The 23926-nt window shown below is 73.5% G+C and carries 24 protein-coding genes and 1 riboswitch; of the genes, 15 read left to right on the forward strand and 9 right to left on the reverse strand.

Going from position 1 to position 23926, the window contains the following annotated elements:
- Positions 1-24: 24 nt before the first annotated feature.
- From GA0074704_RS19840 to GA0074704_RS19860, 5 genes are read right to left on the reverse strand one after another with little or no spacing between them, the layout of a single operon-like run.
- Positions 25-2850, reverse strand: a complete 2826-nt coding sequence (locus GA0074704_RS19840; protein WP_088971885.1) for a DUF5682 family protein — start codon at positions 2848-2850, stop codon at positions 25-27.
- Positions 2847-3959, reverse strand: a complete 1113-nt coding sequence (locus GA0074704_RS19845) for an ATP-binding protein (protein WP_088971886.1) — start codon at positions 3957-3959, stop codon at positions 2847-2849. The genes GA0074704_RS19840 and GA0074704_RS19845 overlap by 4 nt, the downstream gene beginning before the upstream one ends.
- Before the next feature lie 13 nt (positions 3960-3972).
- The gene (locus GA0074704_RS19850) at positions 3973-5451 is read right to left on the reverse strand and encodes a VWA domain-containing protein (RefSeq protein WP_088971887.1); all 1479 of its coding nucleotides are present in this window, start codon (positions 5449-5451) and stop codon (positions 3973-3975) included.
- Positions 5448-6857, reverse strand: coding sequence for a hypothetical protein (locus GA0074704_RS19855; RefSeq protein WP_088971888.1), 1410 nt, complete (start codon positions 6855-6857; stop codon positions 5448-5450). The genes GA0074704_RS19850 and GA0074704_RS19855 overlap by 4 nt, the downstream gene beginning before the upstream one ends.
- Positions 6857-7360, reverse strand: a complete 504-nt coding sequence (locus GA0074704_RS19860) for a hypothetical protein (RefSeq protein ID WP_088971889.1) — start codon at positions 7358-7360, stop codon at positions 6857-6859. Before GA0074704_RS19860 ends, GA0074704_RS19855 begins: the two co-directional genes overlap by 1 nt.
- A gap of 105 nt (positions 7361-7465) precedes the next feature.
- Between GA0074704_RS19860 and GA0074704_RS19865 the strand changes: the two genes are divergently transcribed.
- The 6 genes from GA0074704_RS19865 to GA0074704_RS19890 all read left to right on the forward strand — a co-directional run bounded on the left by GA0074704_RS19865 (position 7466) and on the right by GA0074704_RS19890 (position 14281).
- The gene (locus GA0074704_RS19865) at positions 7466-8803 is read left to right on the forward strand and encodes a flavin monoamine oxidase family protein (RefSeq protein WP_088971890.1); all 1338 of its coding nucleotides are present in this window, start codon (positions 7466-7468) and stop codon (positions 8801-8803) included.
- A gap of 113 nt (positions 8804-8916) precedes the next feature.
- Complete coding sequence (locus GA0074704_RS19870) at positions 8917-9663, forward strand: lysozyme (protein WP_088971891.1); 747 nt, start codon at positions 8917-8919, stop codon at positions 9661-9663.
- 68 nt (positions 9664-9731) lie between these two features.
- Positions 9732-10403: a peptidoglycan recognition protein family protein gene (locus GA0074704_RS19875; RefSeq protein WP_088971892.1), complete on the forward strand. Its 672-nt coding sequence runs from the start codon at positions 9732-9734 to the stop codon at positions 10401-10403.
- A 165-nt stretch (positions 10404-10568) separates the two neighbouring features.
- Positions 10569-13247, forward strand: a complete 2679-nt coding sequence (locus tag GA0074704_RS19880) for a cation-translocating P-type ATPase (protein WP_231926588.1) — start codon at positions 10569-10571, stop codon at positions 13245-13247.
- Between the two features lie 39 nt (positions 13248-13286).
- On the forward strand, positions 13287-13649 hold the full coding sequence (locus tag GA0074704_RS19885) for an ArsR/SmtB family transcription factor (RefSeq protein WP_088973829.1): 363 nt from the start codon (positions 13287-13289) through the stop codon (positions 13647-13649).
- Entirely contained in the window at positions 13646-14281 is a 636-nt protein-coding gene (locus GA0074704_RS19890) for an SRPBCC family protein (RefSeq protein ID WP_088971893.1), read from the forward strand. Before GA0074704_RS19885 ends, GA0074704_RS19890 begins: the two co-directional genes overlap by 4 nt.
- Before the next feature lie 48 nt (positions 14282-14329).
- Here GA0074704_RS19890 and GA0074704_RS19895 read toward each other — a convergent pair whose 3' ends face one another.
- A complete protein-coding gene (locus tag GA0074704_RS19895; protein ID WP_157743732.1) occupies positions 14330-14863 on the reverse strand; it encodes a hypothetical protein in 534 nt (177 codons plus the stop codon).
- A gap of 153 nt (positions 14864-15016) precedes the next feature.
- Between GA0074704_RS19895 and GA0074704_RS19900 the strand changes: the two genes are divergently transcribed.
- The 9 genes from GA0074704_RS19900 (at position 15017) to GA0074704_RS19940 (ending at position 21556) form a co-directional block, all read left to right on the forward strand.
- A complete protein-coding gene (locus GA0074704_RS19900) occupies positions 15017-15325 on the forward strand; it encodes a hypothetical protein (protein ID WP_088971895.1) in 309 nt (102 codons plus the stop codon).
- Positions 15326-15385: 60 nt separating this feature from the next.
- Positions 15386-15724 (forward strand): Imm51 family immunity protein, encoded by a 339-nt coding sequence (locus GA0074704_RS19905; RefSeq protein WP_088971896.1) that lies wholly within the window; start codon positions 15386-15388, stop codon positions 15722-15724.
- A gap of 97 nt (positions 15725-15821) precedes the next feature.
- Entirely contained in the window at positions 15822-16103 is a 282-nt protein-coding gene (locus tag GA0074704_RS19910; RefSeq protein ID WP_088971897.1) for a hypothetical protein, read from the forward strand.
- 39 nt (positions 16104-16142) lie between these two features.
- Positions 16143-16712 (forward strand): NADAR family protein, encoded by a 570-nt coding sequence (locus GA0074704_RS19915; RefSeq protein ID WP_197697673.1) that lies wholly within the window; start codon positions 16143-16145, stop codon positions 16710-16712.
- A 47-nt stretch (positions 16713-16759) separates the two neighbouring features.
- Complete coding sequence (locus GA0074704_RS19920) at positions 16760-17269, forward strand: NUDIX domain-containing protein (protein WP_088971899.1); 510 nt, start codon at positions 16760-16762, stop codon at positions 17267-17269.
- Positions 17270-17346: 77 nt separating this feature from the next.
- Positions 17347-18636 (forward strand): sulfite oxidase, encoded by a 1290-nt coding sequence (locus tag GA0074704_RS19925; RefSeq protein WP_088971900.1) that lies wholly within the window; start codon positions 17347-17349, stop codon positions 18634-18636.
- 105 nt (positions 18637-18741) lie between these two features.
- A riboswitch (SAM riboswitch) is annotated at positions 18742-18853 on the forward strand.
- A 264-nt stretch (positions 18854-19117) separates the two neighbouring features.
- Positions 19118-19975 carry an ABC transporter substrate-binding protein gene (locus tag GA0074704_RS19930; protein ID WP_088971901.1) on the forward strand — a complete coding sequence of 286 codons (858 nt, stop codon included), beginning with the start codon at positions 19118-19120 and terminating at the stop codon, positions 19973-19975.
- A 37-nt stretch (positions 19976-20012) separates the two neighbouring features.
- The gene (locus tag GA0074704_RS19935) at positions 20013-20816 is read left to right on the forward strand and encodes an amino acid ABC transporter permease (protein ID WP_088971902.1); all 804 of its coding nucleotides are present in this window, start codon (positions 20013-20015) and stop codon (positions 20814-20816) included.
- Positions 20813-21556, forward strand: coding sequence for an amino acid ABC transporter ATP-binding protein (locus tag GA0074704_RS19940; RefSeq protein ID WP_088971903.1), 744 nt, complete (start codon positions 20813-20815; stop codon positions 21554-21556). The genes GA0074704_RS19935 and GA0074704_RS19940 overlap by 4 nt, the downstream gene beginning before the upstream one ends.
- Before the next feature lie 7 nt (positions 21557-21563).
- Here GA0074704_RS19940 and GA0074704_RS19945 read toward each other — a convergent pair whose 3' ends face one another.
- Genes GA0074704_RS19945 through GA0074704_RS19955 form a run of 3 tightly spaced genes read right to left on the reverse strand, consistent with a single transcriptional unit; the run spans position 21564 to position 23921 of the window.
- Complete coding sequence (locus GA0074704_RS19945; protein ID WP_088971904.1) at positions 21564-22343, reverse strand: MerR family transcriptional regulator; 780 nt, start codon at positions 22341-22343, stop codon at positions 21564-21566.
- A 22-nt stretch (positions 22344-22365) separates the two neighbouring features.
- A complete protein-coding gene (locus GA0074704_RS19950) occupies positions 22366-23127 on the reverse strand; it encodes an ABC transporter permease (RefSeq protein WP_088971905.1) in 762 nt (253 codons plus the stop codon).
- Entirely contained in the window at positions 23124-23921 is a 798-nt protein-coding gene (locus tag GA0074704_RS19955; RefSeq protein WP_088971906.1) for an ABC transporter ATP-binding protein, read from the reverse strand. The genes GA0074704_RS19950 and GA0074704_RS19955 overlap by 4 nt, the downstream gene beginning before the upstream one ends.
- Between the last annotated feature and the right edge of the window lie 5 nt (positions 23922-23926).

A 23926-nucleotide genomic window follows, 5' to 3' on the forward strand; every position in this document is an offset into this window, starting at 1 on the left:
GGCGCGGCGGCAAGCCGCCGTTGGTCAGGGCGCCGGCACGGCACGGTCCAGCAGGGCGGCGACGGTGTCCGGCACGGCCGGGTGGGCGGCCAGCAGCGCGCCGACCTCGCCCGTCCCGCCGGCCGGCGCGGCGGCCCCGGTGGGCGGCCAGTCGCCGGCACAGCCGAGCAGCGCGGCCACCGCGTCACAGGCCGCCGGATGCGCGACGAGCAGGTCGTGCACCGGGCCGACCGGCGCGGCCGGCGCGGTCACGGGTCGCGGAGTCGGCGCCTGCCACGGCGGTACCCACGCGTCCAGGGCGGGCAGGGTGCCCGGGAGACTCCGCCCCGCCTCCCGGACCAACGCCGGCACCAGGTCCCGGGCCTCATCCCGCAGCGTGGCGATCAGCGTGGGAAGCCAGGGCAGCAGCACCGCGTCCGGCAGTCGGGCGAACGCGCCGGAGAGCACCTCGACCACGAACGGCGCCAGCGTGGGCACCGGCTCCAGGGCCCGCACCAGACCGCTCAGGTACTGCGGGAAGGCGGGCACCACCAGCGGGTTGGCCAACAGGTCGGCACAGCGTGCCCGCAGCTCGGCCAGGGGCAGCAGGCCGAGCTGGTGCCGCGCGGCCCAGAGCAGCGCCACCTTCGCCGGCGCCTCCGGGTGGGACTGGGCGACGGCGAGCTCCAGCTGCGTACGGTCACAGCCCAGCGACATCGCCAGCGACTCCATGCCGAACAGGAAGCCCAGCATCGCGGCGACCTGCCGCATTCCGGTCTCCTCGTCGGCGAACACGGTGGGCAGCAGCGTGCAGTAGTGCGCGTACCCGGCGGTGACGAAGTCCTGGCACCACGGCGGCAGGGCCGGCTCGGTGGCCCGGTAGTGGGCCAGCAGCCGCCGGATCCGGCGCAGCACCTCGGGGGCGTCGTCGACGGTGCGCTCGGCCGCGAGCAGCTCCACCGCCCGCGCGCCCAGCTCGTCGGCGAGCCGCCGCCCGCCGAGCAGGGTCAGGGCGTCCTCGACGGCGGCCAGCGCGACGGCGGCGGTGGCCCGCGGGGCGCGTACGGAGCGACGCAGCCGCTGCTCCAGCACCTGCTCGACGGTGACGCCCTCGTAGCCCAACTCGATCAGGGTCCGCTGGTGCCGGCCGAGCGCCACGTCCCAGCTCTCCTGGACCGACCGCTCCCCCAGCCGGCGCTCCCCCATGATCGGCCGGAGCACGCCCGGGGGAAGCAGGTGGCGCAGCATCCACAGCAGGTCCGAGCCGCCGGCCAGCTCCGGTTGGGCGCGCAGGTCCAGCAGGATCCGCTGCACCCCGCGCTTCTCCACGTCGATCCCGAGCGGCCGCAGCCGGTCGACCACGTCGCGGGCCAGCGGCGGGAGAGCGTCGTAGCCGACCTGGCCGACCCGGTCCCCGCCGAGCAGGATCTCGCAGAGCCGGCGCACGTCGCGCCGGCCGGGCACCACGTCCTTCTCGATGCAGGTCACCGCCGCGTCGGCAAAGTCGTACGGGGTGGGCCGGGCCCGGTTGCGCAGGCCGGCCAGCAGGATCGCGGTCTCGAACACGGCGATCGCGTCGGCCGTGCTGGCCAGGTAGCCGTTGCGCCGGGCCAGCCGGACGATGTCGACGCTCCAGCCGAGCAGCTCCGCCTCGTCCAGGGCGTCGAGCGCCGGTGGCGCGGACAGGAACCCGGTGAGCCGGTCCCCGGCCGGCCCGTCGCCCGCCGGCAGGGCCTTGCGGGCCCGGCCGCCCCGGCGGCGTCCGCCCCGCTGCCCGTCCAGCCGGTACGGGGTGAGCCCGGACCGCTGCACCGCCTTGCGCCAGGTCGCCCCGGCGACGGAGACCGAGCCCGCCGCCAGGCCGAACTGCGCCTCGATGGCGGAGTTGCTGGACGGGATGAGCCCGTAGAGCCAGTGGGTGCCCGTCCGGGGGGTGATCTCGTACGGCGGGGCGTCGGACCCGGTGCCGAACTGCTCGACCCGGCTGGCGGCGTGGAAGGCGCCGCAGACGTGCAGGCACTCGCCGGCCGGCACGCCGGAGGTGGCGAGGTGCTGGCGGATCCGGGTCCACATGTACCGCTCGCGTTCCTCGTCGCGGTCCAGCCGGTCGGCGTCGGCCGGGCGCAGCCGCCGGAACAGGCTGCCGATCAGCACCATCACCTGGCGGTAGGTGTCGTGGTCGGCACCGGCCAGGGGCTGTTCGACGTACTGGTCCCACCACTCCGACCAGTGCCGGACCCGGCCGTGGTGCAGCAGGTACGCCTCCAGCTCGGCGAAGCCGGGCCGCAGGTCGCCGATCTCCACCCCGACCGCGTCCCCGTGCAGGGCGGCGTCCTCGTCGGCCGGTCGGGCGTCGGTGTCCGCGACGCCGTCGCGGTCGCGGGGCAGCCACTGGAACACGTGGTCGGTCGAGCGGTCCACCAGCACCAGCTCCACGCCGGGGGTGTCCAGCGCGTACGCGATGGCCTGGTATTCGGCGGACGCCTCGGTGATCGGCGCGACCACGCTCAGCGGCGCCCAGTCGGCGGGGTGACCGTCGACCCGGGAAGCGAACGCCTGGACGGCCACCGGCAGTGTGCAGTTACGCAGCTCGCCCAGTAGCGGCGCCAGGTCCTCGCAGAGCTCCAGGTAGATCACCTTCGGCTGCTTCTCCCGCAGCCGGCGGACCATGGCCAGCGCCGAGGCGGGCGAGTGGTGGCAGACCGGGAAGATCTCCAGCTCCTCGGCGAGCGCCCGGTCGACGTCGTCGACCATGCCGGTGAGGATGCCGTGCAGCGCGTCCGGGGTGTCGGCGAAGGCGGTGGCGGCGTCGCCCAGCTGGGCGCGCAACGCCGCGAACGGGCCGCCCGGCGGCGGCGGGGCGGCGGTCATGACAACGTGGCGATCGCCTCGCGACCGCCGGTCAGGAAGCCCTCCCACGGCCCGCCGTCGGCCTTGCTGCGCGGCTCCACCACGCCGTGCAGGTATTTGTTGAGGATGGCCAGGTCCTCGGGGCTGCGCCGGGCCAGCGACCCGACCAGCGAGCCGGCGAGCGTCTCGGCGCGCAGCGTGCGGTCGCCGAAGAACTGGCTGTGCAGCACGGCGTCCTCCAGCACGCCGATCTGCTCGGCGGTGGACAGGGCGGACTCCAGCTTCTCGTCGTCGCTGGTGGCCGACGCGGCGGCGGCGCGCAGGTCGGCGAAGCTCTGCAGCAGGATGTCCAGCAGGTTGGGCGGCACCTCCAGCTCGATGCGGTGCCGGCGCAGCAGCTCCTCGGTGCGGAAGCGGACGATCTCCGCCTCGCTGCGCTTGTTGGTGACCACCGGGATGCGGACGAAGTTGAACCGCCGCTTGAGCGCCGAGGAGAGGTCGTTGACCCCGCGGTCGCGGCTGTTGGCGGTGGCGATGATCGAGAAGCCGGGCTTGGCGAAGACGATGTTGTCGTCGTCGAGCTCGGGGATGGAGACGTACTTCTCCGAGAGGATCGAGATCAGCGCGTCCTGCACGTCGCTGGTGGACCGGGTCAGCTCCTCGAACCGGCCGATCGACCCCTGCTCCATCGCGGTCATGATCGGCGAGGGGATCATCGACTCCCGGGACTGGCCACGGGCGATCACCATCGAGACGTTCCACGAGTACTTGATGTGGTCCTCGGTGGTGCCGGCGGTGCCCTGCACGACCAGGGTCGAGTTGCGGGAGATCGCGGCGGCGAGCAGCTCGGCCAGCCAGCTCTTGCCGGTGCCCGGGTCGCCGATGAGCAGCAGCCCGCGGTCGGAGGCGAGGGTGACGATGCTCCGCTCGACGAAGCTGCGGTCACCGAACCACTTCGGCGCGATCTCGCGGTCGAGCCCGTCGGCGCGCTCGGAGCCGAGGACGAACAGCCGCACCATCCGGGGGCTGAGCCGCCAGGAGAACGGCTTCGGGCCGGCGTCGACGGACTCCAGCCAGTCGAGCTCGTCGGCGTACTTCACCTCGGCGGGGGCACGCAGCATGTCGGTCATCTTCAGGGGTCTCCTAGGTGAGGAAGTTCTTGAGTTCGAAGACGAGCTTGCGGATGTGACCCGAGAGCACCGGGGTGCCCAGGTCCTTGAACCGCTGCCGGAACCAGGGGTTGACGCTCTGCTGCCCCGAGCTGTTCACCGAGCCGACGGGGATGAAGCGCACCCCGGAGCGGTGCACCGCCTGGATCCCGTCGAACAGCGGCTGCGAGCGGTCGAACTCGTAGAAGTCCGAGATCCAGACCAGGACGGTCTGCGCGGGCTCGACGATCTTCGGACGGGCCATCGCCATCGCCACCGGCCCGTCGTTGCCGCCGCCCAGGTTGGTGCGGAGCAGCACCTCGAACGGGTCGTGCACCCACGGGGTGAGGTCGACCGCCCGGGTGTCGTACGCGATGAGGTGGACGTCCACCTTGGGCAGTCCGGCGAAGATCGACGCCAGGATGGTGCAGTTGACCATCGAGTCCACCATCGACCCGGACTGGTCGACCACCACGATCAGGCGGGCCGGGGTGGTACGCCGGGCGGTCTGCCGGTAGTAGAGCCGGTCGACGTAGAGCCGCTGGTCCTCGGGGCTCCAGTTGGTGAGGTTCTTCCAGATGGTGCGGTCCAGGTCGAGGTTGCGGAACACCCGCTTCGGCGGCACCGACCGGTCGATCGCGCCGACGCTGGCCTGCTCCACCTGGGTCCGCAGCACCTCCGCGACCTGGTCGACGAACCGGCGGATCAGCGCCTTGGCGTTGGCCAGCGCCACCCCGGACAGGTGCGACTTGTCCCGCAGCAGCTGCTCGATCAGCGACATGCTGGGGGTGAGCCGGGCGGCCAGCGCCGGATCGGCGAGCACCTCGCGCAACCGCATCCGGCGGACCAGGTCACCCTCCAGGCCGGTCAGGGTCGGTCCCAGGCCGTCGGAGCGCCCCCGCAGCTGCCCCGGCTCGGCGCCGAGCGCCCGCTCCAGCCAGCCCGCGTCGGACTGCCAGCGGGCCAGCTGACCGGCGGTCACCTCACCCGACCCGGTGCCGAAGACGTTGAGCAGCAGCTTGGACACCAGCGCGGCCCGCCGCACCTCCGCCTCCCCACCCCCGCCACCGACAACGGTGGGAGTCCCGTCGGCGGCAACAGCGGGGGCCCCATCGCCGGCAACCGCGGGAGCCCCGTCGGCGGCAACGGCGGGGGCCTCGTCGGCGGCGTCGGGCGGGGTGAGCAGGCCGCGCAGCTCGCCGGCGAGCGCCGGGAAGCGTTGCACGACGGTGTCCACGGAGACCGCCGGGTCGAGCAGCGCGGTGGGCAGGCCGAGGTCGTCGAGGACGGCGACGCTGGCCGACTCCAGGGTGGGCTGCTCGTCGGGGTCGAAGAGGCGGGCCAGCAGCCGCCAGTAGAGCACCTGGCGGCGGTTCTCGGCGGCGCGCGCCGCCGCTTCGGCGGTGTCGGCGGGGCCGGGGCCGACGAGGGCCGGCGCGGTGGCGTCGGCGCGGGCCGGGTCGAGGTCGGTCATCGGCGCAGCAGCCTTCCCGCGCGTTCGCGCAGCACCTCGACGGCGTCACCGGCCTTCGCCTCGGCCTTGGCGACCTTCGGGTCGGTCACGCCCAACGCCCAGTCGCCGTTGTGCGCCTCGACCGGTTTGCGCTTGACGGTGGCCTGCACGGCGAGCGGCTGCACCGACCAGCGGCCGGCGTCCCAGCGCAGCAGGCCGACACAGGCCGACGAGGCCACCACCAGCTCGGGGGTGAGCGGGCCGCACCCGGGCAGCCGGTCCACGGCGACGTCCAGCGGCTGGCCGTCGAGGGTCAGCGTCGTCCCACCGGTCGGCGTGGTGCTGACGGCGTACCCCTCCAGCAGCACCGGTTCGGCGATGGCGGCGGGGTGGCGGTCCAGCGGCGGCACGGGCGCGGCCCGGGCGCCGGCCAGCAGCACCCGGGCGGTGGCGAACGGGTCGGCGGGCTCGTCGAGGGTGGCCCGGTCGTCGCGCCAGATCAGGTCGCCGCCTCGGGCGGGCAGGCCGGTGACCCGCAGCGCCCGGTGCTGCGCCAGCGCGGTCAGCAGCACGGGGTGGGCGTCCAGCAGCCGCCACAGCGCCGGGCCGACGATGGTGTCCGTCCGGGCGGCGCCGACGGTGGCCCGGACCAGCCGGGTCGGGCCGCCGCCGTCCGGTTCGAGCACGGCGTGCACCTGGACCTGCACGGCGGTGCCGTGCTCGTGCACGTCGACGCCGAGCGGCAGCAGCCGGCCGTCGACCGCGTCGACCGGCGGCGGCGTGGCCGGTGCCGCCTCCTGGGCGAGCAGCAGCGCCCGGCTCCACAGGTCGGCCCAGCGGCGGGCGGGCAGCCGGGACGTCACGGCCACCGGGCAGGACGCGCGCAGTTCGGCGGCCAGCCCGTCGAGGAGCACCGCCAGCCGGCGCAGCGCGGGCACCGCGAGCGCGGCCTCGACGGGCCGGTCGGCTGCGGCGACCAGGTCCTGGTCGACGCCCCGCCAGCCGGTGACCGCCAGCTCGTGCAGCCAGGCCCGGCAGCCGGCCCGCAGGTTCGCGGTGTCCTGGTCCGGAGCATCGGCCACCGGCCCGGTCCAGGGTGACCGGTCCCGGCCGAGCACCCCGTCCACCCGGGCGAGCAACGCGTCGTGCACCGCGCCGAACAGCGCGGTCCGGGCGCCGGCCAGGGCGGCCAGGTGCTCGTCGGCGACCGACCCGACCGAGAGTTTCTCGACCGCCTCGGTGACCCGGCCGCCGAGCGGGGTGGCGGTGAGCGCGCCGGCGAGGCCGGTCAGGGCTGCGAGCTGGGGTTCCCCCAGTCGGGCCAGGCCGTGGGCGAGCACGCCGTCGACGCCCTCGACCGCCTCCAGCGCGTCGGTCACCCCCGGTGGTGGTTCGTCGTGCAGCCCGGCGAGGTGGATACCCCGCATCAGTGCCCCCTTCCGGAGCTCGGGAACCAGTGCAGCTCGGGAACCGGCTCGGTGCTCGCCGGCAGTTCCAGGTAGGACAGGTGACGCAGGAAGCGGGCGAAGACCACGGCGGCGGGGCTGGGCTCGTGCCGGCCGTCCAGCCGGGTGAGCAGGTCGGCGCCGGTGCTCGCCCCGTCACCGGGGTCGATCCGCAGGTAGCGGGCGACCCGGTCGACGCCGTACTGGAGGACCGCCTCGTCGAGCAGGGCGTGCAGGTGCTTGCAGGGGGTGCCGCGCAGCCCACCGCAGGGCCGGTTGTTGTTGGTGCTGCAGTGGTAGGCGTGGCTGCCGGCGGCGATCGACGAGACGTAGACCCGTTCGACGTCCGAGCCGCTGGACACCACGCCCTGGAGCCGCCCGTCGGCCAGCTCGACGAAGGGGACCTTGGCCAGTTTCCGGGCCCGCACCGGCGGCACCACGCGTACGGTGCTGCGGCGCTCCCACGCGGTGTCCTCCGCGTCCATCACGACCTCCCGCCCGGCGGCCGTCCGCCGCCTCGCCGAAGATCATGGACCACCGGTACGACAACCGGCGCCCATAGCGGCCCGGGAACCGGGTATGCGGCGCCGGTGTCCCGAGGCAACCGGGTGGTGGTGGTCGGCGCTGGGTTCTCCGGGCTCGCCGCCGCGCTGGCGCTGGCCCGGGCCGGGGCGCGGGTGCGGGTGCTGGAGGCCCGGGACCGGGTGGGCGGCCGGGTGCTGACCGGGTGGCTGGACGACGGCACCCAGCTCGATCTGGGTGCGCAGTGGATCGGCCCGACCCAGGAGCGGATGTACGCGCTGGTGTCCGCGTACGGGATCGACACCTTCCCGTCGGCCGCGCACGGCGCCGGGTACGTGCTGCGCCGGGGCGGTCGGTCGACGGAGCCACCGGCGGGCGCGGAGGAGTTGTTCGCCGCCCTGGACTCGCTGAGCGCGGCGGTGGACCCGGCCGAGCCCTGGCGGGCCGCCGAGGCACCGCGCTGGGACCGGACGTGCCTGACCGACTGGCTGGAGGGGACGGCCGCGGACCCGGAGTCGGCCCGGTACGCCGGCCGGCTGCTCGCCGGCGGCCTGCTGGCGGCGAGCCCGGACGAGATCTCGGTGCTCCAGATGGTGTTCTACCTGCGCGGCGGGGGTGGCTCGCGGCTGCTGCTGGGGATGGCCGGCGGTGCGCAGCAGGACCGGCTGGTGGGCGGCCCGGCGGCGCTGGCGCAGCGGATGGCGGCGGCGCTGCCCGAGGGGTCGGTGACCTGCGGGGCGCCGGTGCACGCGATCGAGCAGGACCGGGCCGGCGTGCTGGTGCACACCGAACGGGAACGCGTCGCCGCCGACGCGGTCGTGGTGGCGCTGCCCCCGGCACTGGCCGGTCGGATCCGGTACGCCCCGGCGCTGCCGGCGCTGCGCGACGGGCTGACCCAGCGGGTCCCGATGGGTTCGGCGTTCAAGGTGCACGCGGTCTATCCGGAGCCGTTCTGGCGCGCGGACGGGCTCTCCGGGGTGGGCACCGCCGTGGTCGGCCCGGTGACCGAGACGGTCGACAACGGCATGCCGGACTCGGGCCGCGGGGTGCTGACCGCGTTCTGCTACGGCGACGAGGCGCGCGAGCTGCGCGAGATGTCCGCCGGGGCGCGTCGGGACGCTCTGCTGGACGCGCTGACCGCGGCCGTCGGCCGGCGGGCCGGCCGCCCCGACGAGCTGATCGAGTACGACTGGTCGGCCGACCCGTACACCCGGGGGTGTTTCTGCGGGGCGCTGACGCCCGGGTCGTGGACCCGGTACGGGCCGTTCCTGCGGCGGCCGGTGGGACGGATCCACTGGGCGGGCACCGAGACGGCCACCCGGTGGGCCGGTTACCTGGAGGGCGCGGTGCGCGCCGGTGAGCGTGCCGCGGCCGAGGTGACCGGCGCGGACCGCCCGGCCGACTGACCTTTCAAAGATATTCTTCTATGTAATCTTGTAGACGATCTTCGATCTGTGTCGTAATACTGGCAGTTCTTTTCACCTCCGCCGTTCCCCCGCGGCACCCCCTGGGAGGAAAGATGAAACACCCCCTGCGTACGGCCGTCCGGGCCGCCGCCGCCACCCTGCTCACCCTGGTCACGGCGGTCGCCTCGACCACCCTGGCCGCCACCCCCGCGAGCGCCGCCCCGGCCGGGCTGCCCGGCATGGACGTCTCCAGCTACCAGGGCAACGTGAACTGGTCGGCGGCGTACAGCAACGGCGCCCGGTTCGCCTACGTCAAGGCCACCGAGGGCACCTACTACACCAACGCCTACTTCGCCCAGCAGTACAACGGCTCCTACAACGTCGGGATGATCCGGGGCGCGTACCACTTCGCCCGGCCGGACACCACCAGCGGCGCCACCCAGGCGAACTACTTCGTCGACCACGGCGGCGGCTGGTCCCGCGACGGCAGGACCCTGCCCGGCGCGCTGGACATCGAGTACAACCCGTACGGCTCGACCTGCTACGGGCTGAGCCAGAGCGCGATGCGCAGCTGGATCGCCTCCTTCGTCAACCAGTACTACGCCCGCACCGGGCGCTGGGCGACGATCTACACCACCACCGACTGGTGGAGCACCTGCACCGGCAACACCTCGCAGTTCGCCGCCAACAACCCGCTCTGGATCGCCCGGTACGCCAGCACCGTGGGCACCCTGCCGGCGGGCTGGTCGACGTACTCCTTCTGGCAGTGGTCGTCCTCGGGCGTCTTCCCCGGCGACCAGAACGTCTGGAACGGAACCCTGGACCGGCTCCGGGTGCTGGCCTGCAACGGCACCTGCTGACCCGCGGCGGCGGCGGGCCCGCGCGGCCCGCCGCCGTCCCTTCGGCCGTATCCCCTTGAGGAGATCCCGTGTCCGTTCCCCTGTCCCGGCGGTCCGTGCTGCGCGGCGCGGTCCTGCTGGGTGCCGCCGCCGGCGGCACCGCCCTGACCCAGCTCGGCGACGACCGCGGCGCCCGGGCCGTCACCACCCCGGTCGACCAGCCGGTCATCGCCAACTGCGCGACCTGGAGCGCCCGGCCGCCGTCGTCGGCGGTGACCGTGGTGCAGAACCGGCCCAACAAGATCATCGTGCATCACACGGCGTTCCCGAACTCCACCGACTACAGCCTGGCCCACGCCTACCAGAACTCCCGCGACATCCAGAACCTGCACATGGACACCAACGGCTGGCTGGACTCCGGGCAGCACTTCACCAACAGCCGGGCCGGCTACCTGACCGAGGGCCGGCACGGCAGCCTGTACGCGCTGCTGCACGGGCAGACCATGGTGCAGGGCGCGCACTGCGTCGGCCAGAACAGCCAGGCCATCGGCATCGAGAACGAGGGCATCTACCTCGACGTGCAGCCGCCGCAGGCGCTCTGGGACAGCCTGGTGCTCTTCTGCGCCTTCACCTGCCAGCAGTACGCCATCGCGCCCACCGAGATCTACGGCCACAAGGACTTCAACTCGACCCAGTGCCCGGGCCTGCTGCACGGCCGGCTGCCCGAGCTGCGCAGCGCGGTCGCCGCCCGCCTCGGCTGACGGTGCGGCCCGGCGCTCCCCAAGATCGCGCTGCAACCTGGATGTAGTGGCCTCGACGCGACCGGGAGGCCACTACATCCAGGATCGAGCGCGATCATCGCGGGCAGCGGGTGACGGGTGACGTAAAACCGCCCGTCGGCGTCGCCGGTGGGCGAGCCTGGGACGGTGGCGCAGCAGCGGGAGCCGGGCGGCGGGGTGGACCCGCGCGTGCCGCTGGACCGTCTCTTCCAGGACCTGCGCACCGGGCCGGACGGGCTGAGCACCGCCGAGGCCCGCCGACGGCTGGCCGAACACGGCCCCAACGAGCTGCGCCGGCAACGCCGCCGCGGCTGGTGGCGGGAGGTGGGCCGGCAGGTGGTCCACCCGCTGGCGCTGCTGCTGTGGATCGCCGCCGCGCTGGCCTGGATCTCCGGCACCACCGTGCTGGCGGTGGCGATCCTGGTGGTCATCGCGCTCAACGCGCTCTTCGCCTCGGTGCAGGAACGCCAGGCCGAGCGGGCGGTGGAGGCGCTCACCCGTTACCTGCCGCGGCACGCCCGGGTACGCCGGGACGGCCGGTGGGCCGAGGTTCCGGCGGCGGAGCTGGTCCCCGGGGACCTGCTCGCCGTCGGCGAGGGCGACCGGATCTCCGCCGACGCGCGGCTGGTCGACGGCGACGTCGAGGTGGACCTCTCGGCGCTGACCGGGGAGTCCCAGCCGGTGCACCGGGCCGCCGACGCGCCGGCCGGCGGCCACGGCCCGACCGAGGCGGGCAACCTGCTCTTCAGCGGCACCAACTGCCTGAGCGGGCAGGGCAGGGCGACCGTGCTGACCACCGGGATGCGTACGGAGCTGGGCCGGATCGCCGCCCTCACCCAGCGGGTCGGCCGCGACGAGAGCCCGCTGGAGAAGCAGGTACGCCGGATCGCCTGGCTGATCGCCGCGGTGGCCGTCGGCGCCGGGCTGGTGTTCTTCCCGATCGGGGTGCTCGTCGCCGGCATGCCGACCTCCGACGCGTTCGCCTTCGCCATCGGCCTGCTCGTCGCCAACGTGCCCGAAGGGCTGCTGCCCACCATCACCCTCGCCCTGGCCGTCGGCGTACGCCAGCTGGCCCGGGCCGGCGCGGTGGTGAAACGGCTCAGCGCGGTGGAGACGCTCGGCTCGACCGACGTGATCTGCACCGACAAGACCGGCACCCTGACCGAGAACCGGATGCGGGTGGTGGCGGTACGGGCGGCGGACACCCTGCTCGACCCGGCGCCCGGGGCGGGCACCCGGCCGGACGCCGCGCTGCGCGCCCTCGCGGTGGCGCTCGCGGCGTGCAACAACGCCGACCCCGAGGGCGGGGACCCGACCGAGGTGGCGCCGCTGCGGTTCGCCGCCGACCTGGGCGTCACCGACGCCGGGCACCCCGGCCGGCGTACGCAGTTCGCGTTCGACCCGAAGCTGCGGTTGATGTCCACCGTCGACCAGGTGGGCGACCAGCTCTGGCTGCACACCAAGGGCGCACCCGAGGAGGTGCTGCGCCGGTGCACGCGGGTGGTGGCGGCGGACGGGTCGGAGCGGGCGCTCGACGAGGCGTACCGGCGGGGGGTGGACGCGGCGGTGACCGCGCAGGCCGGGCAGGGCCGGCGGGTCCTCGGCGTGGCCCGGCGCCGGCTGGCGACGGTGCCGCAGCGGCGCGCGGACGCCGAGCGGGAGCTGACCTGCCTGGGTTTCGTGGCGATGGTCGACCCGCCGCGGCCGGAGGTGCCCGAGGCGGTGGCCCGCTGCCACACCGCCGGCATCCGGATCATCATGGTCACCGGCGATCACGGGCTCACCGCCGCGGCGATCGCCCGGCAGGTCGGCATCGTCCGGGGCGAGCCCACCGTGGTCACCGGCGAGCAGCTCGACGCGATGACCGCCGACCAGCTGCGTCACCTGCTGGGCGAGCGGCGGGAGGTGGTCTTCGCGCGGGTCTCCCCCGAGGCGAAGCTGCACATCGCCGAGGCGCTGCGCGCCAACCACGAGGTGGTGGCGATGACCGGCGACGGGGTCAACGACGCGCCGGCGCTGCGCCGGGCGGACATCGGGGTGGCGATGGGCCGCACAGGCACCGACGTGACCCGCGAGGCGGCCACGATGGTCCTCACCGACGACAACTTCGCCACCATCGTCGCCGCGGTCGCCGCCGGGCGGCGGGTCTACGACAACGTCCGCAAGTTCATCCTCTACATCTTCGCCCACGCCACCCCGGAGGTGGTGCCCTTCCTGGTCTTCGCGCTCTCCGCGGGGGCGGTGCCGCTGCCGCTGACGGTGCTGCAGATCCTCGCCATCGACCTGGGCACCGAGACGTTACCGGCGCTGGCGCTGGGCCGGGAGCCCGCCGAGCCGGGGCTGATGGACCGGCCTCCCCGGCGGCGCAGCGACAAGGTCGTCAACGCACCCATGCTGGCCCGGGCCTGGGGTTTCCTCGGGTTGATCTCGGCGGTGCTGGTGCTGGCCGGGTTCTTCGCGGTGCTGCTGCGCGCCGGCTGGCGGCCGGGGGCCTCCACCGGGCCGGGCAGCGCTCTGCACGACGCGTACCAGGAGGCCACCACGATGACCTTCCTGGGCATCGTGGCCTGCCAGGTCGGCACCGCCTTCGCCGCCCGTACCGAGCACGCCTCGCTGTGGCGGATCGGGGTGTTCAGCAACCGACTGCTGCTCTGGGGCATCGCCTTCGAGCTGGTCTTCGCCGCGCTGGTGGTGACGGTCCCGCCGCTGCGCGAGCTCTTCGGCACCCGACCGCCGCAACCGGCGATGCTCGCGCTGCTGCTGGCCTTCCCGCCGATCGTCTGGGGCGCCGACGAGCTGCGCCGGGCGGCACGCCGCCGCCGTTGAGTTCTCGCTTATATAAGTCGCATCTGATATAAAGTGGTGGTGCACGCCTTCGACGTCCTCGGCGATCCGGTCCGCCGTCGGATCCTGGAACTGCTCGCCCCCGGCGAGCTGACCGCCGGGGAGATCTGCGCGACCGTCGGCACCGAGTTCGGCATCAGCCAGCCCGGCGTCTCACAACACCTCAAGGTGCTGCGGGACAACGGCTTCGCCACCGTCCGCGCGCAGGGCACCCGCCGGCTCTACACGATCGACCCGACGCCACTGCGCGAGGTCGACCGGTGGCTCGACGGTTTCCGCCGCTTCTGGAGCCCCGCCCTGGACGCCCTCGGCACCGAGATCGCCCGCGGCCGGCGGGCACGGCACACCCAGACCCCGACCGACGACTCAGGAGAGAAACCATGACCGACGTGACCCACGAGATCGACGAGGTACGCCGCACCGTCGGCAGCCGCGCCCTGGAGGCCGGCCAGGCGCGCGTGCTGACCATCGCCCGCACCTACGACACCACACCCGAGGACCTCTGGGACGCCTGCACCAACGCCGAGCGCATCCCCCGCTGGTTCCTGCCCGTCTCCGGTGACCTGCGGCTCGGTGGCCGCTACCAGTTCGAGGGCAACGCCGGTGGCGTCGTGGAGCGCTGCGACCCGCCGAAGAGCTTCGCCGCCACCTGGGAGATGGGCGGGGACGTCAGCTGGGTCGAGGTGCGGATCGTCCCGGTCGACGCGGGGCGTACCCGGTTCGAACTGGAGCACGTCGCGCACGTCGACGACGAGCGCTGGGTGCAGTTCGGCCCCGGCGCCGTCGGCATCGGCTGGGAGATGGGCCTGTTCGGCCTCGCCAACCACCTGCGCGGCTCGGGCATCACCCCGGAGCAGGCCGCCGAGTGGATGGCGACCGAGGAGGCCCGACGGTTCATCACGCTGAGCAGCGAGCGCTGGGTGGCCGCTGACGTCGCCGACGGCACCGACGAGGAGGCGGCCCGGGCGGCGGGCGCGCGGACCACCGCGGCGTACACCGGCCAGCCGGTGGAGTGAGGCAAGCCAGGGGTACGCCGGAGGTCACGGGGTTCCGGCGTACCCCGCTCAGTCCGGCCGGTGGCCGATGCCGGCCATCGGCGTGCCGACCGCCTTCTCGTAGCGGATCACGTCGCTGAGCCGTACCCGGCGGCCGTCCGGCAGGCTTCGGCACGTCGGCCACATGATCGACCGCAGTGCCGGGTTCTCCACGGCCCGCAACGTCTCGGCCGGGTCCAGCTCCACCCCGGTCTCGTCGCACCAGGCGACGACGGCGGCCCAGAAGCGGTCCACGGTCTCCCACGCCTCGACGGTGCGGGGCCCGCGCAGCGGCAACAGCTCCTCGGTGGTGAGCAGACCGTCGATGCCGTGCGACGCCGCGTTCTGCAGATCCTCGATGAAGTCGTACGCCACCTCGGCGGCCGGGCCCTCCCCGGTCAGCAGCTCCTCCACGACGCCGAGGACCGCCGCGACCCGCCGGTTGCGCCGCACCACGTCCATCACGACGTCGCGCACCGGGACCTCGCCGCCCGCGGTGGGGAGGCCGGCGGCGGACATCAGCCGCTCGACGGGAGTCCTCGATCGCCGCTTGAACAGTCCCACTGGTCGCACCCTCCGGGTAGTCGTGGCGTCCGGGTCGGCCGCCGTCCGGGCCGCATGATCATGCCAGGCGGGTACGCTGCCCGCCAGATTCTCCTTGCCGGCGGGTGGCACCGGTGGAGGGCCTGGCGCGCGCCGCCGTGAAACGATGCCGGCATGCCTGACCACCTGGCTCTACCCGCGCCCTGGTGGGACCTCCGCAACGGGGGCGCAGCAGAGCAACGACAGATCACGGCCCTGACGGACGAACTGATCCGCGAGACCTCACCAGGCCATCCGCTGTACGAGGCCGCGTTCGTCGTCGCCGGACGGTCACAGGCACGCGACGATGTGCTGCTCGAGGTCGGCGATCGCTGGGCACTCGTCCACGTGACCTGGAGTGGGAAAGCGGAGACGCCGCCCCGGCCGAGATGCGTCATCCTAGCCACAGCTCGTGACGTCGACCGTGCTCTGGCGGCTGGATGACCTCACCCCCCGGCCGCTCGACACCGACTTCGTGTCGGAGGGGTCTGTCAGGATGCGCCGGTGGATCCCGTAGAGGTGGCACAGACCGAGCCCGGCGAATACTTCTTGTCCCTGGAGGCCGGGACGACCGATGTGGACGACCTGATCTCCGAACTCGGGCACGAACCCAATGGCTACTTCTGGGAGGGGGTCGTCGAGCTTCTCGTCGCCACGGATGCCCCGGGGCTTGACGGCCGCTTCGTGTCCGACCCCGAGGGCGGCGCCTTCTTCGCCACCAGCAACGACCGACAGGCACTGGACGACCTGGCGGTCCTGCTCACGGCGGTGGCGGCCGATCGGGACCGGCTGCGACGACTCGTCGAGCACGCTCGCGCGACCGGCTTCGAGTTCGACGACTGAACCGGAGCCACGCCCGGTGGCTGTCACACCGCCCGACTGCCGTCCGCCGGCATCCGGCGTCGTGCCGCAAGATGCGCGCCCCTCCTACCGTGTCGGCATGCAGTGGTATCTCGCGTTCGCAGGCGTCGCGCTCGTCACCGGGATCACCGCCCTGATCGTCCGACGTCGGCGGCGTAGGCCGCAGACGGCGGAGGAGAAGGCAGCCGCCGCCCGGGCCGCGATGCGTGCGATCCGCCGCAGTTCGCCACGTCCCGGTCGCGACGTCTTCGAGCGGGGGTGGGGCGTACCCGACCGGCACTCCGCAGCGGTCGTGGACAACGCGGCCTATGGCGACGCGGCGACCTTCGATTCCGGCGGTGGCGGCGGAGGGACGGACTGAGTTCGGCCGGGGCCCGACGTGTCACACCTGTCGGCCACACTGTCGAGCGTGTCGTCACCCCGTAGCGTCGCCGAGCTGTCCGACCTCACCCGCACCGGCCGACGCGTCAGATACCTGCACTTCTGGGGCCACCAGCCGCAGCGGGACGGCAGCATCGGCGCGGGCTGCCTGAGTCAGTGGTGGCCGGCGCCGTTCACGGTGGACGGCCGGACGTTCGCCACCGCCGAGCACTGGATGATGTGGCACAAGGCGGCGCTCTTCGGTGACGAGGAGACCGGCGAGCGGATCCTCGCCGCCCGGCACCCGCACCGGGCCAAGGCGCTCGGCCGGCAGGTGCGCGGCTTCGACGAGGCGACCTGGATCGCCCGCCGGTACCCGATCGTGGTGGCCGGCAGCGTCGCGAAGTTCGGCCAGCACGACGGGCTGGGGGCATATCTGCTCGGCACCGGCGACCGGGTGCTGGTCGAGGCGAGCCCGACCGACCGCATCTGGGGCATCGGGCTGACCGCCGACGACCCGCGCGCCGCCGACCCGGCCGACTGGCGCGGCGAGAATCTGCTCGGCTTCGCCCTGATGAAGGCCCGGGAGAGGCTGCGCGACGGGCGGTGACCCGCGCGGTGGGCGACCGGCCGTCCGGGCCGGTAACGTGCGGCGACATGACCGGCGCACCGTACTCGCACTGCTCGTACTGCGGCTCGGCCTACCCGGCGGGGGCCGGCTGGCCGCGGGTCTGCGCGGTCTGCGGCCAGACGGTCTGGCGCAATCCGCTGCCGGTGGCGGTGGCGCTGCTGCCGGTACGCACCGACGCCGGGCTCGGCCTGGTGGCGGTCCGCCGGGACATCGAGCCGGCCCGCGGCGAGCTCGCGCTCCCCGGCGGCTTCATCGAGTACGGCGAGGAGTGGTCCGACGCGCTGGTCCGGGAGCTGCGGGAGGAGACCGGCCTGATCGGCCGCGCCGACGAGGTCGAGCTGTTCGCGGTGCACGGGGCGCCGGCCGGCGGCACCATGATGGTCTTCGGGGTGCTGCCCGAGCGGCCGGCCGGCGAACTGCCGCCGTCGGCGCCGACCGAGGAGGCCACCGAGTGGCTGGTGCTCACCGAACCGGTGGAACTGGCCTTCTCCACCCACACCCGGGCGATGGCCGACTTCTTCGCCGGTCGGGGCTGACCGGTCCCGAGACGGCCTCGCAATTCCCACTGGTTGAATGGGGGATGGCAGCGTCGCCGAACGGTCAGGAGGCCGGCATGTCCCGTACCCCGTCGTGGGAGGAGGCCCGGCACGACGACCTGCGGGCCCGGCAGTGGCTGGCCGGCCGGGCCGACGGCGGCGGGGTGTCCCGGCAGGGGCTGCTGGAACTGGGTGCGGCGATGGGCGCGCTGACCGCCGCGGCGCGCGAACGGGAGCCGGTCGCGGTGGCCGCCGACCCGGTAGGCGTCGACCCGGGCCCGGCGGGCGGCATCGTCAAGCCGCTGCCGCCGGAGCTGCTCACGCCGCTGGACACCAACGCCGAGATGCGCTGGGAGGCGATGGCCGGGCAGGGGTACGTCGTCCCCACCGACCGGTTCTTCGTCCGCAACCACACCCGCACCCCCGCGATCGACCCGGACGACTGGCGGCTCAGCCTGTTCGGCACCGGCCTGCGCGGGCGGCCCGACCGGGACCGGCCGGTCGAGTTCGGCCTGGCCGACCTGCGGCGGCTGCCGGCCGAGCGGATCACCGCGCTGGTCGAGTGCGCCGGCAACGGCCGCCGGTTCTTCGACGAACAGCAGGGCACGCCCGCGCCGGGCGTGGCCTGGGGGCTCGGCGGCGTCGGGGTGGCCAGCTGGACGGGGGTACGGCTGTCGACGGTGCTGCGGCTGGCCGGGCTGACCGACGCCGCGGTCGACGTGATGCCGGAGGGCCTGGACCCGGCGTACGTCACCGGCGGGGTGGACCTGGGCCGGGTACGTCGACCGTTGCCGCTGGGCAAGGCCCTCGACGACGTGTTGCTGGCGTACGCGATGAACGACGAGCCGCTGCCGCCGGACCACGGCTTCCCGGTGCGGGTGGTGGTGCCCGGCTGGATCGGCATCGCCTCGATCAAGTGGGTCGGCCCGGTGGAGGTCTCCGCCAGCCCGCTCTTCTCCCCCTGGAACACCCGGTTCTACCGGATGTTCGGCCCCGGCCACGCGGGCGACGGGGACCCGCTCACCGCCCAGTCGGTGAAGAGCGCCTTCGAGCTGCCCTGGGACGTCCGCGTCCCGGCCGGCGCCGACCTGCTGCTACGCGGCCGGTCCTGGTCCGGCAACGGGCCGATCCGCACCGTCGAGGTGGACACCGGGGACGGGTGGCGTCCCGCCGAACTGGTCGCCGCCGACGCCGGTGGGCCGTGGCAGCGGTGGACTGTCCGGTGGCGCCCGACCGCGCCGGGGGCGTACCGCCTGCGGGCCCGGGCCACCGACGTCACCGACGCGGCACAGCCGGACCGGGCCGCTCCCAACGAGCTGGGCTACCTCTTCGACGGGGTGGTCCGGCACCCGGTCACGGTCGTCTGAGCGGGTGCCTTACCTGGGCCGCGACCGGCCCGGGTAAGGCCTGCGGGGTGAGGGTGGTCATAACGACTGGACGATCACCGGGGGCAGCTCCTAGATTTCTGGTCAGGTCATGAGCGCCAGCGCGAAGCCCCGGCTCGCTGGCCGGCAACCCTCCTCCACGGTGGGGTGCTCCGGGTGAGGACCGGGCACCGGCGTGTCGCCGGTGCAAGCGTGGCCTGGTTCCCAGGTCAACACACCGACCCAGGGAGAACCATGCCTGCCTTTCCTTCCGCGTCACCCGTCGCGTCGTCCGCGACCGGCCCGATGCTGGTCAAACGGCGGCACGTCGACCTGATGCGGGTCTGCAGCGACGGCTGTCGTCGCCGCCCCACGCTCTGATCCACCCCTCCCCTCCCCGCACCACCCGAAGCGGTGTGCCCTCCTGCGGCGCACCGTCGGTGGCGTGCGCCCGTGCGCCGCCCGACATCCCTCGGAGAGACCCGTGCGATTCCTTCCCGCCCTGTCCAAGGTGGCCGCCCTCGGCGCCGCCGCCGTGCTCGCCGCCACCACGCTCACCGCCTGCGGTGGGGACGACTCCACCGCCTCGGCCGACAACCCGTACGGGTTGCAGCAGGCGGGCGTGCTGCGGGCCGGCACGCTGACCGACGCCCCGCCGAACGTGTACCTCAAGGACGGAAAGTTCACCGGCTTCGACAACGACCTGCTCACCGCGGTGGCCGGCAAGGTCGGCCTGAGGGTGGAGTTCGTCGGCACCGACTTCTCCGCGCTGCTGTCGCAGGTCAACAACCGCAAGTTCGACGTGGGCAGCTCGTCGATCACCATCACCGAGGCGCGGAAGAAGACCGTCGACTTCGGCAACGGCTACGACTTCGGCTACTTCGGACTCGACGTGCCGGCCGGCTCCCCGATCACCGGTTTCGACCAACTCGCCGGCAAGCGGGTGGTCGTGGTGCAGGGCACCGTGCAGGACGACTACGCCACCGGCAAGGGTCTCGACCCGGTGCGGGTGCCCGACTACAACGGCGCGCTCAACCAGCTCAGGGCCGGCACCGCGGACGCCTGGATCGCCCCCGCCGAGATCGGCGAGAAGTCCGCTGCGGACAGCGCCGGCAAGATCAAGGTGGCGGCCAAGGAGCTCAGCCCCGCCCCGACCGCGTACGCGGTGGCCAAGGGGAACGACAAGCTCCGCGAGGCGCTGAACAAGGGCCTGGACGAGGTGATCGCCGACGGCACCTGGACCAGGCTCCAGGCGCAGTACTACCCGGGCCGGCCGATCCCGGCCGACTTCAAGCCGGGCAGCGGCACCGTGGCGGCGCCGTCGCCGTCGGCGGCTTCCTGACGTACGCACCAGACGAGCGGGGCGGTGGGAGAACACGATGGATCCGTTGAGCACCCTGTGGGAGACCTTCTTCGACTGGGACGCCATGCGCGAGGCGCTGCCCGAGATGCTCACCGTCGGGCTGCCCAACACGCTGATCCTGGCGGTCTCCGCCGCCCTGCTCGGCTCGGTGCTGGGGATGCTGCTGGCGATCGCCGGCATCTCGCGTACCCGATGGTTGCGCTGGCCGGCGCGGGTCTACACCGACGTCTTCCGGGGCCTGCCCGCCGCGGCGACGATCCTGCTGATCGGCGTCGGCCTCGCGCCGTTCGGCCTGCGGGTGTGGGGACCCAACCCGTACCCGCTGGGCATCCTGGCGCTGTCGCTGATCGCCGCCGCCTACATCGGGGAGATCTTCCGGGCCGGCATCCAGAGCGTCGAGGCGGCGCAGCTGGAGGGCGCCCGCGCGCTCGGCTTCTCCTGGGGTGAGGCGATGCGGATGGTGATCGTCCCGCAGGGCGTACGCCGGGTGCTGCCGGCCTGGGTGAACCAGCTGATCGCCCTGATCAAGGACTCCAGCCTGGTCTACTTCCTCGGCCTGGTGGCCAGCCAGCGGGAGCTGTTCCGGATCGGGCAGGACTACGCGGCCACCACCGGCAACGAGTCCGCGCTGCTGCTGGCGGGGCTGTTCTACCTGGCGCTGACCGTGCCGCTGACCCACGCGGTCAACGCCATCGACCGGCGGCTTCGGCAGGGCCGCGCGGTCGCCGCCGACCCGGACGACGACGGCGGCCTGGCGGTGGCCGGGCAGACCGCCCTGCCGCCGCAGACCGCCGCCCCGAGCACGAAGGAGCCCCGATGAGCACCGCGACCGCCACCTCGGTGAGCCTCGCCGTCCGCGACGTGCACCTGGCCTTCGGCGCCAACAGGGTGCTGCGCGGCGCCGACCTGGACGTCGCCCGGGGCGGTACGGCCTGCGTGATCGGCCCGTCCGGCTCCGGCAAGTCCACCCTGCTGCGCACGATCAACCGGCTGATCGAGCCGGACGCCGGCGACGTGCTGCTGGACGGGCGCAGCGTGCTGCGCGACGACCCGGACGCGCTGCGCCAGCGGATCGGCATGGTGTTCCAGCAGTTCAACCTCTTCCCGCACATGACCGTGCTGCGCAACGTCACCCTCGCCCTGCGCCGGCTGAAGAAGCTGGGCGAGGACGAGGCGGCGCAGGTGGCCCGGGAGCAGCTGGAGCTGGTCGGGCTGGCCGGCAAGGCCGACTCCCGGCCGGCCCAGCTCTCCGGTGGCCAGCAGCAGCGGGTGGCGATCGCCCGGGCGCTGGCGCTGCGCCCCGAGGTGATGCTCTTCGACGAGGCGACCTCCGCGCTGGACCCGGAGCTGGTCAAGGGCGTCCTCGGGGTGATGGCCGACCTGGCCGCCGGCGGGATGACGATGGTGGTGGTGACCCACGAGATGGGCTTCGCCCGGAAGGTCGCCGACACCGTGGCGTTCATGGACCGGGGCGTGGTGCTGGAGGCCGGCGAGCCGGCCGCGATCTTCGAGCGCCCCGAGCATCCCCGGCTACGGCAGTTCCTGTCCCAGGTGCTCTGACCCGCGCTCAGCCGGCCGGCTGCGCCAGCCGTTCCATCCGGTTCCACCCGCTCCAGCCACGTTCCCGCATCAGGTCCCGCAGCCGCTCGGAGCGGGGGTCGTACTCGTCGGTGAGCGAGTCGAGCAGGTCGAACGGCAGATCGTCGTCCCCCACCTCGCCGAGGTCCAGTTGGCCGGCGGCCTCCGCCCGCTCGGCCAGGGCGACCATGATGTCGGCGACCTCCGGCAGCCGGGAACAGTCGGCCGGGTCGCCGTCGAAGATCTCCGACAGGAGCCGGTAGAGCCGCACGACCTGCGGGTCGTCGAGTTCGGCGAGCTTGCTGGGCATCCACTCGCGGGCGCGGTCGGGCCAGCGGGCCGCGATCAGGATCCACCCGTCCCGCTCGCCCTTCAGCATCCGCTCGGACACCCCGATCTCCCGCAGTCGGTCGAGATAATGGGCCACCTCGGGCGGAAGCACCAGGCGGTTCCCGGAAGCGAGTTGGGCGATCTGCCGCCGGCTGGTCTCCAGCCTCTCGATCTCGTCGCGCAGGCGACGGTCGATCCGCCGGACGGCGTCGGTGAAGGTCGACTCGTCCGCCTCGATCAGCTCACCGATCTGCGACAGCGGCACGCCCGCGTTGGCGAGGGTACGGATCCGGATCAGTGACACCACCGCCGTCGCGCCGTACCGCCGGTAGCCGGAGGCGTCCCGGTCCGGCTCCGGCAGCAACCCGACCTGGTGGTAGTGCCGCACCGCCCGCACGGTGACGCCCGCGTACGACGCCAGTTGACCGATCGTCAGCATGCTCTCGCCCCGCCGTCGTTCCTCAGGAGACCCGGCGACGGTACGTGAGGCCCGCCACCAGGTAGGCGACGGCCAGGATGCCGACGCACCAGGCCAGGGCGACCCAGATGTCCGTGCCGACCGGCTGCCGGGTGAACAGGTGCCGGATCGCGTCGACGATGGCGGTCACCGGCTGGTGCTCGGCGAAGGCGCGTACCGGTCCGGGCATCGACCCGGTCGGCACGAAGGCCGAGCTGACGAAGGGCAGCAGGATCAGCGGGTAGGAGAACGCGCTGGCCCCGTCCACCGACGTCGCGGTCAGCCCGGGGATCACCGCGAGCCAGGTCAGGGCCAGGGTGAACAGCACCAGGATCCCGGCGACCGCGAGCCAGTCCAGCACGCCGGCCCCGGAGCGGAAGCCGATGAGCAGGGCGACGCCGACCACGACCACGAGCGAGACCAGGTTGGCCACCAGCGAGGTCAGCACGTGCGCCCACAGCACGGCGGACCGGGCGATCGGCATGGACTGGAAGCGTTCGAAGATGCCGCCCTGGATGTCGAGGAAGAGCCGGTAGGCGGTGTACGAGATGCCCGAGGCGATCGTGATGAGCAGGATGCCGGGCAGCAGGTAGTTGACGTACGAGTCGGTGCCGGTCTCGATGGCGCCGCCGAAGACGTAGACGAAGAGCAGCATGAAGGCGATCGGCATGATCGCGGTGGTGATGATGGTGTCGGGGCTGCGGCCGATGTGCCGCAGCGAGCGGCCGAGCAGGGCGGCGGTGTCGCCGAGGAAGTGCCTGTTCATCGCTGGTCCTGTTCCGTTGCGGCGCCGACGAGGGTGAGGAAGACGTCTTCCAGGGTGGGTTGCTTCTCGACGTACTCGACCCGGGCGGGTGGCAGGAGCCGCTTGAGTTCGTCGAGGGTGCCGTCGACGACGATCCGTCCCTCGTGCAGGATCGCGATCCGGTCGGCGAGCTGCTCGGCCTCGTCGAGGTACTGGGTGGTGAGCAGCACGGTCGTGCCACCCGCGGCGAGTTCCCGGACGGCCTGCCACACCTCGATGCGGGCCTGCGGGTCCAGCCCGGTGGTCGGCTCGTCGAGGAAGACGACCGGCGGGTTCCCGATCAGGCTCATCGCGATGTCCAGCCGGCGGCGCATGCCACCGGAGTACGTCCCGACCCGCCGCCCGCCCGCCTCGGTCAGCGAGAAGCGCGCCAGCAGGTCGTCGGCGATCCCGCCCGGGTCCTTCAGGTGCCGGAGCCGGGCGATCAGGACGAGGTTCTCCCGCCCGGTGAGGATCTCGTCGACCGCCGCGAACTGCCCGGTGAGGCTGATCGAGGCGCGTACGTCGGCGGCCCGGGTCGCGACGTCGAAACCGTCGACCCGGGCGGTGCCGGCGTCGGCCCGCAGCAGGGTGGCCAGGATCTTCACCATGGTGGTCTTGCCCGCCCCGTTCGAGCCGAGCAGGGCGACGATGCTGCCCCGGGCCACGTCGAGGTCCACGCCGCGCAGCACGCGCAGCTCCCCGTACGACTTCTCCAGGCCCCGCACGTGGATGGCGGGCTCCTGAACCGGATCGGTTCTCGGTGGGATGTCCATGCCGG

It is taken from the genome of Micromonospora siamensis, from assembly GCF_900090305.1.
Classification (GTDB): Bacteria; Actinomycetota; Actinomycetes; order Mycobacteriales; family Micromonosporaceae; genus Micromonospora; species Micromonospora siamensis.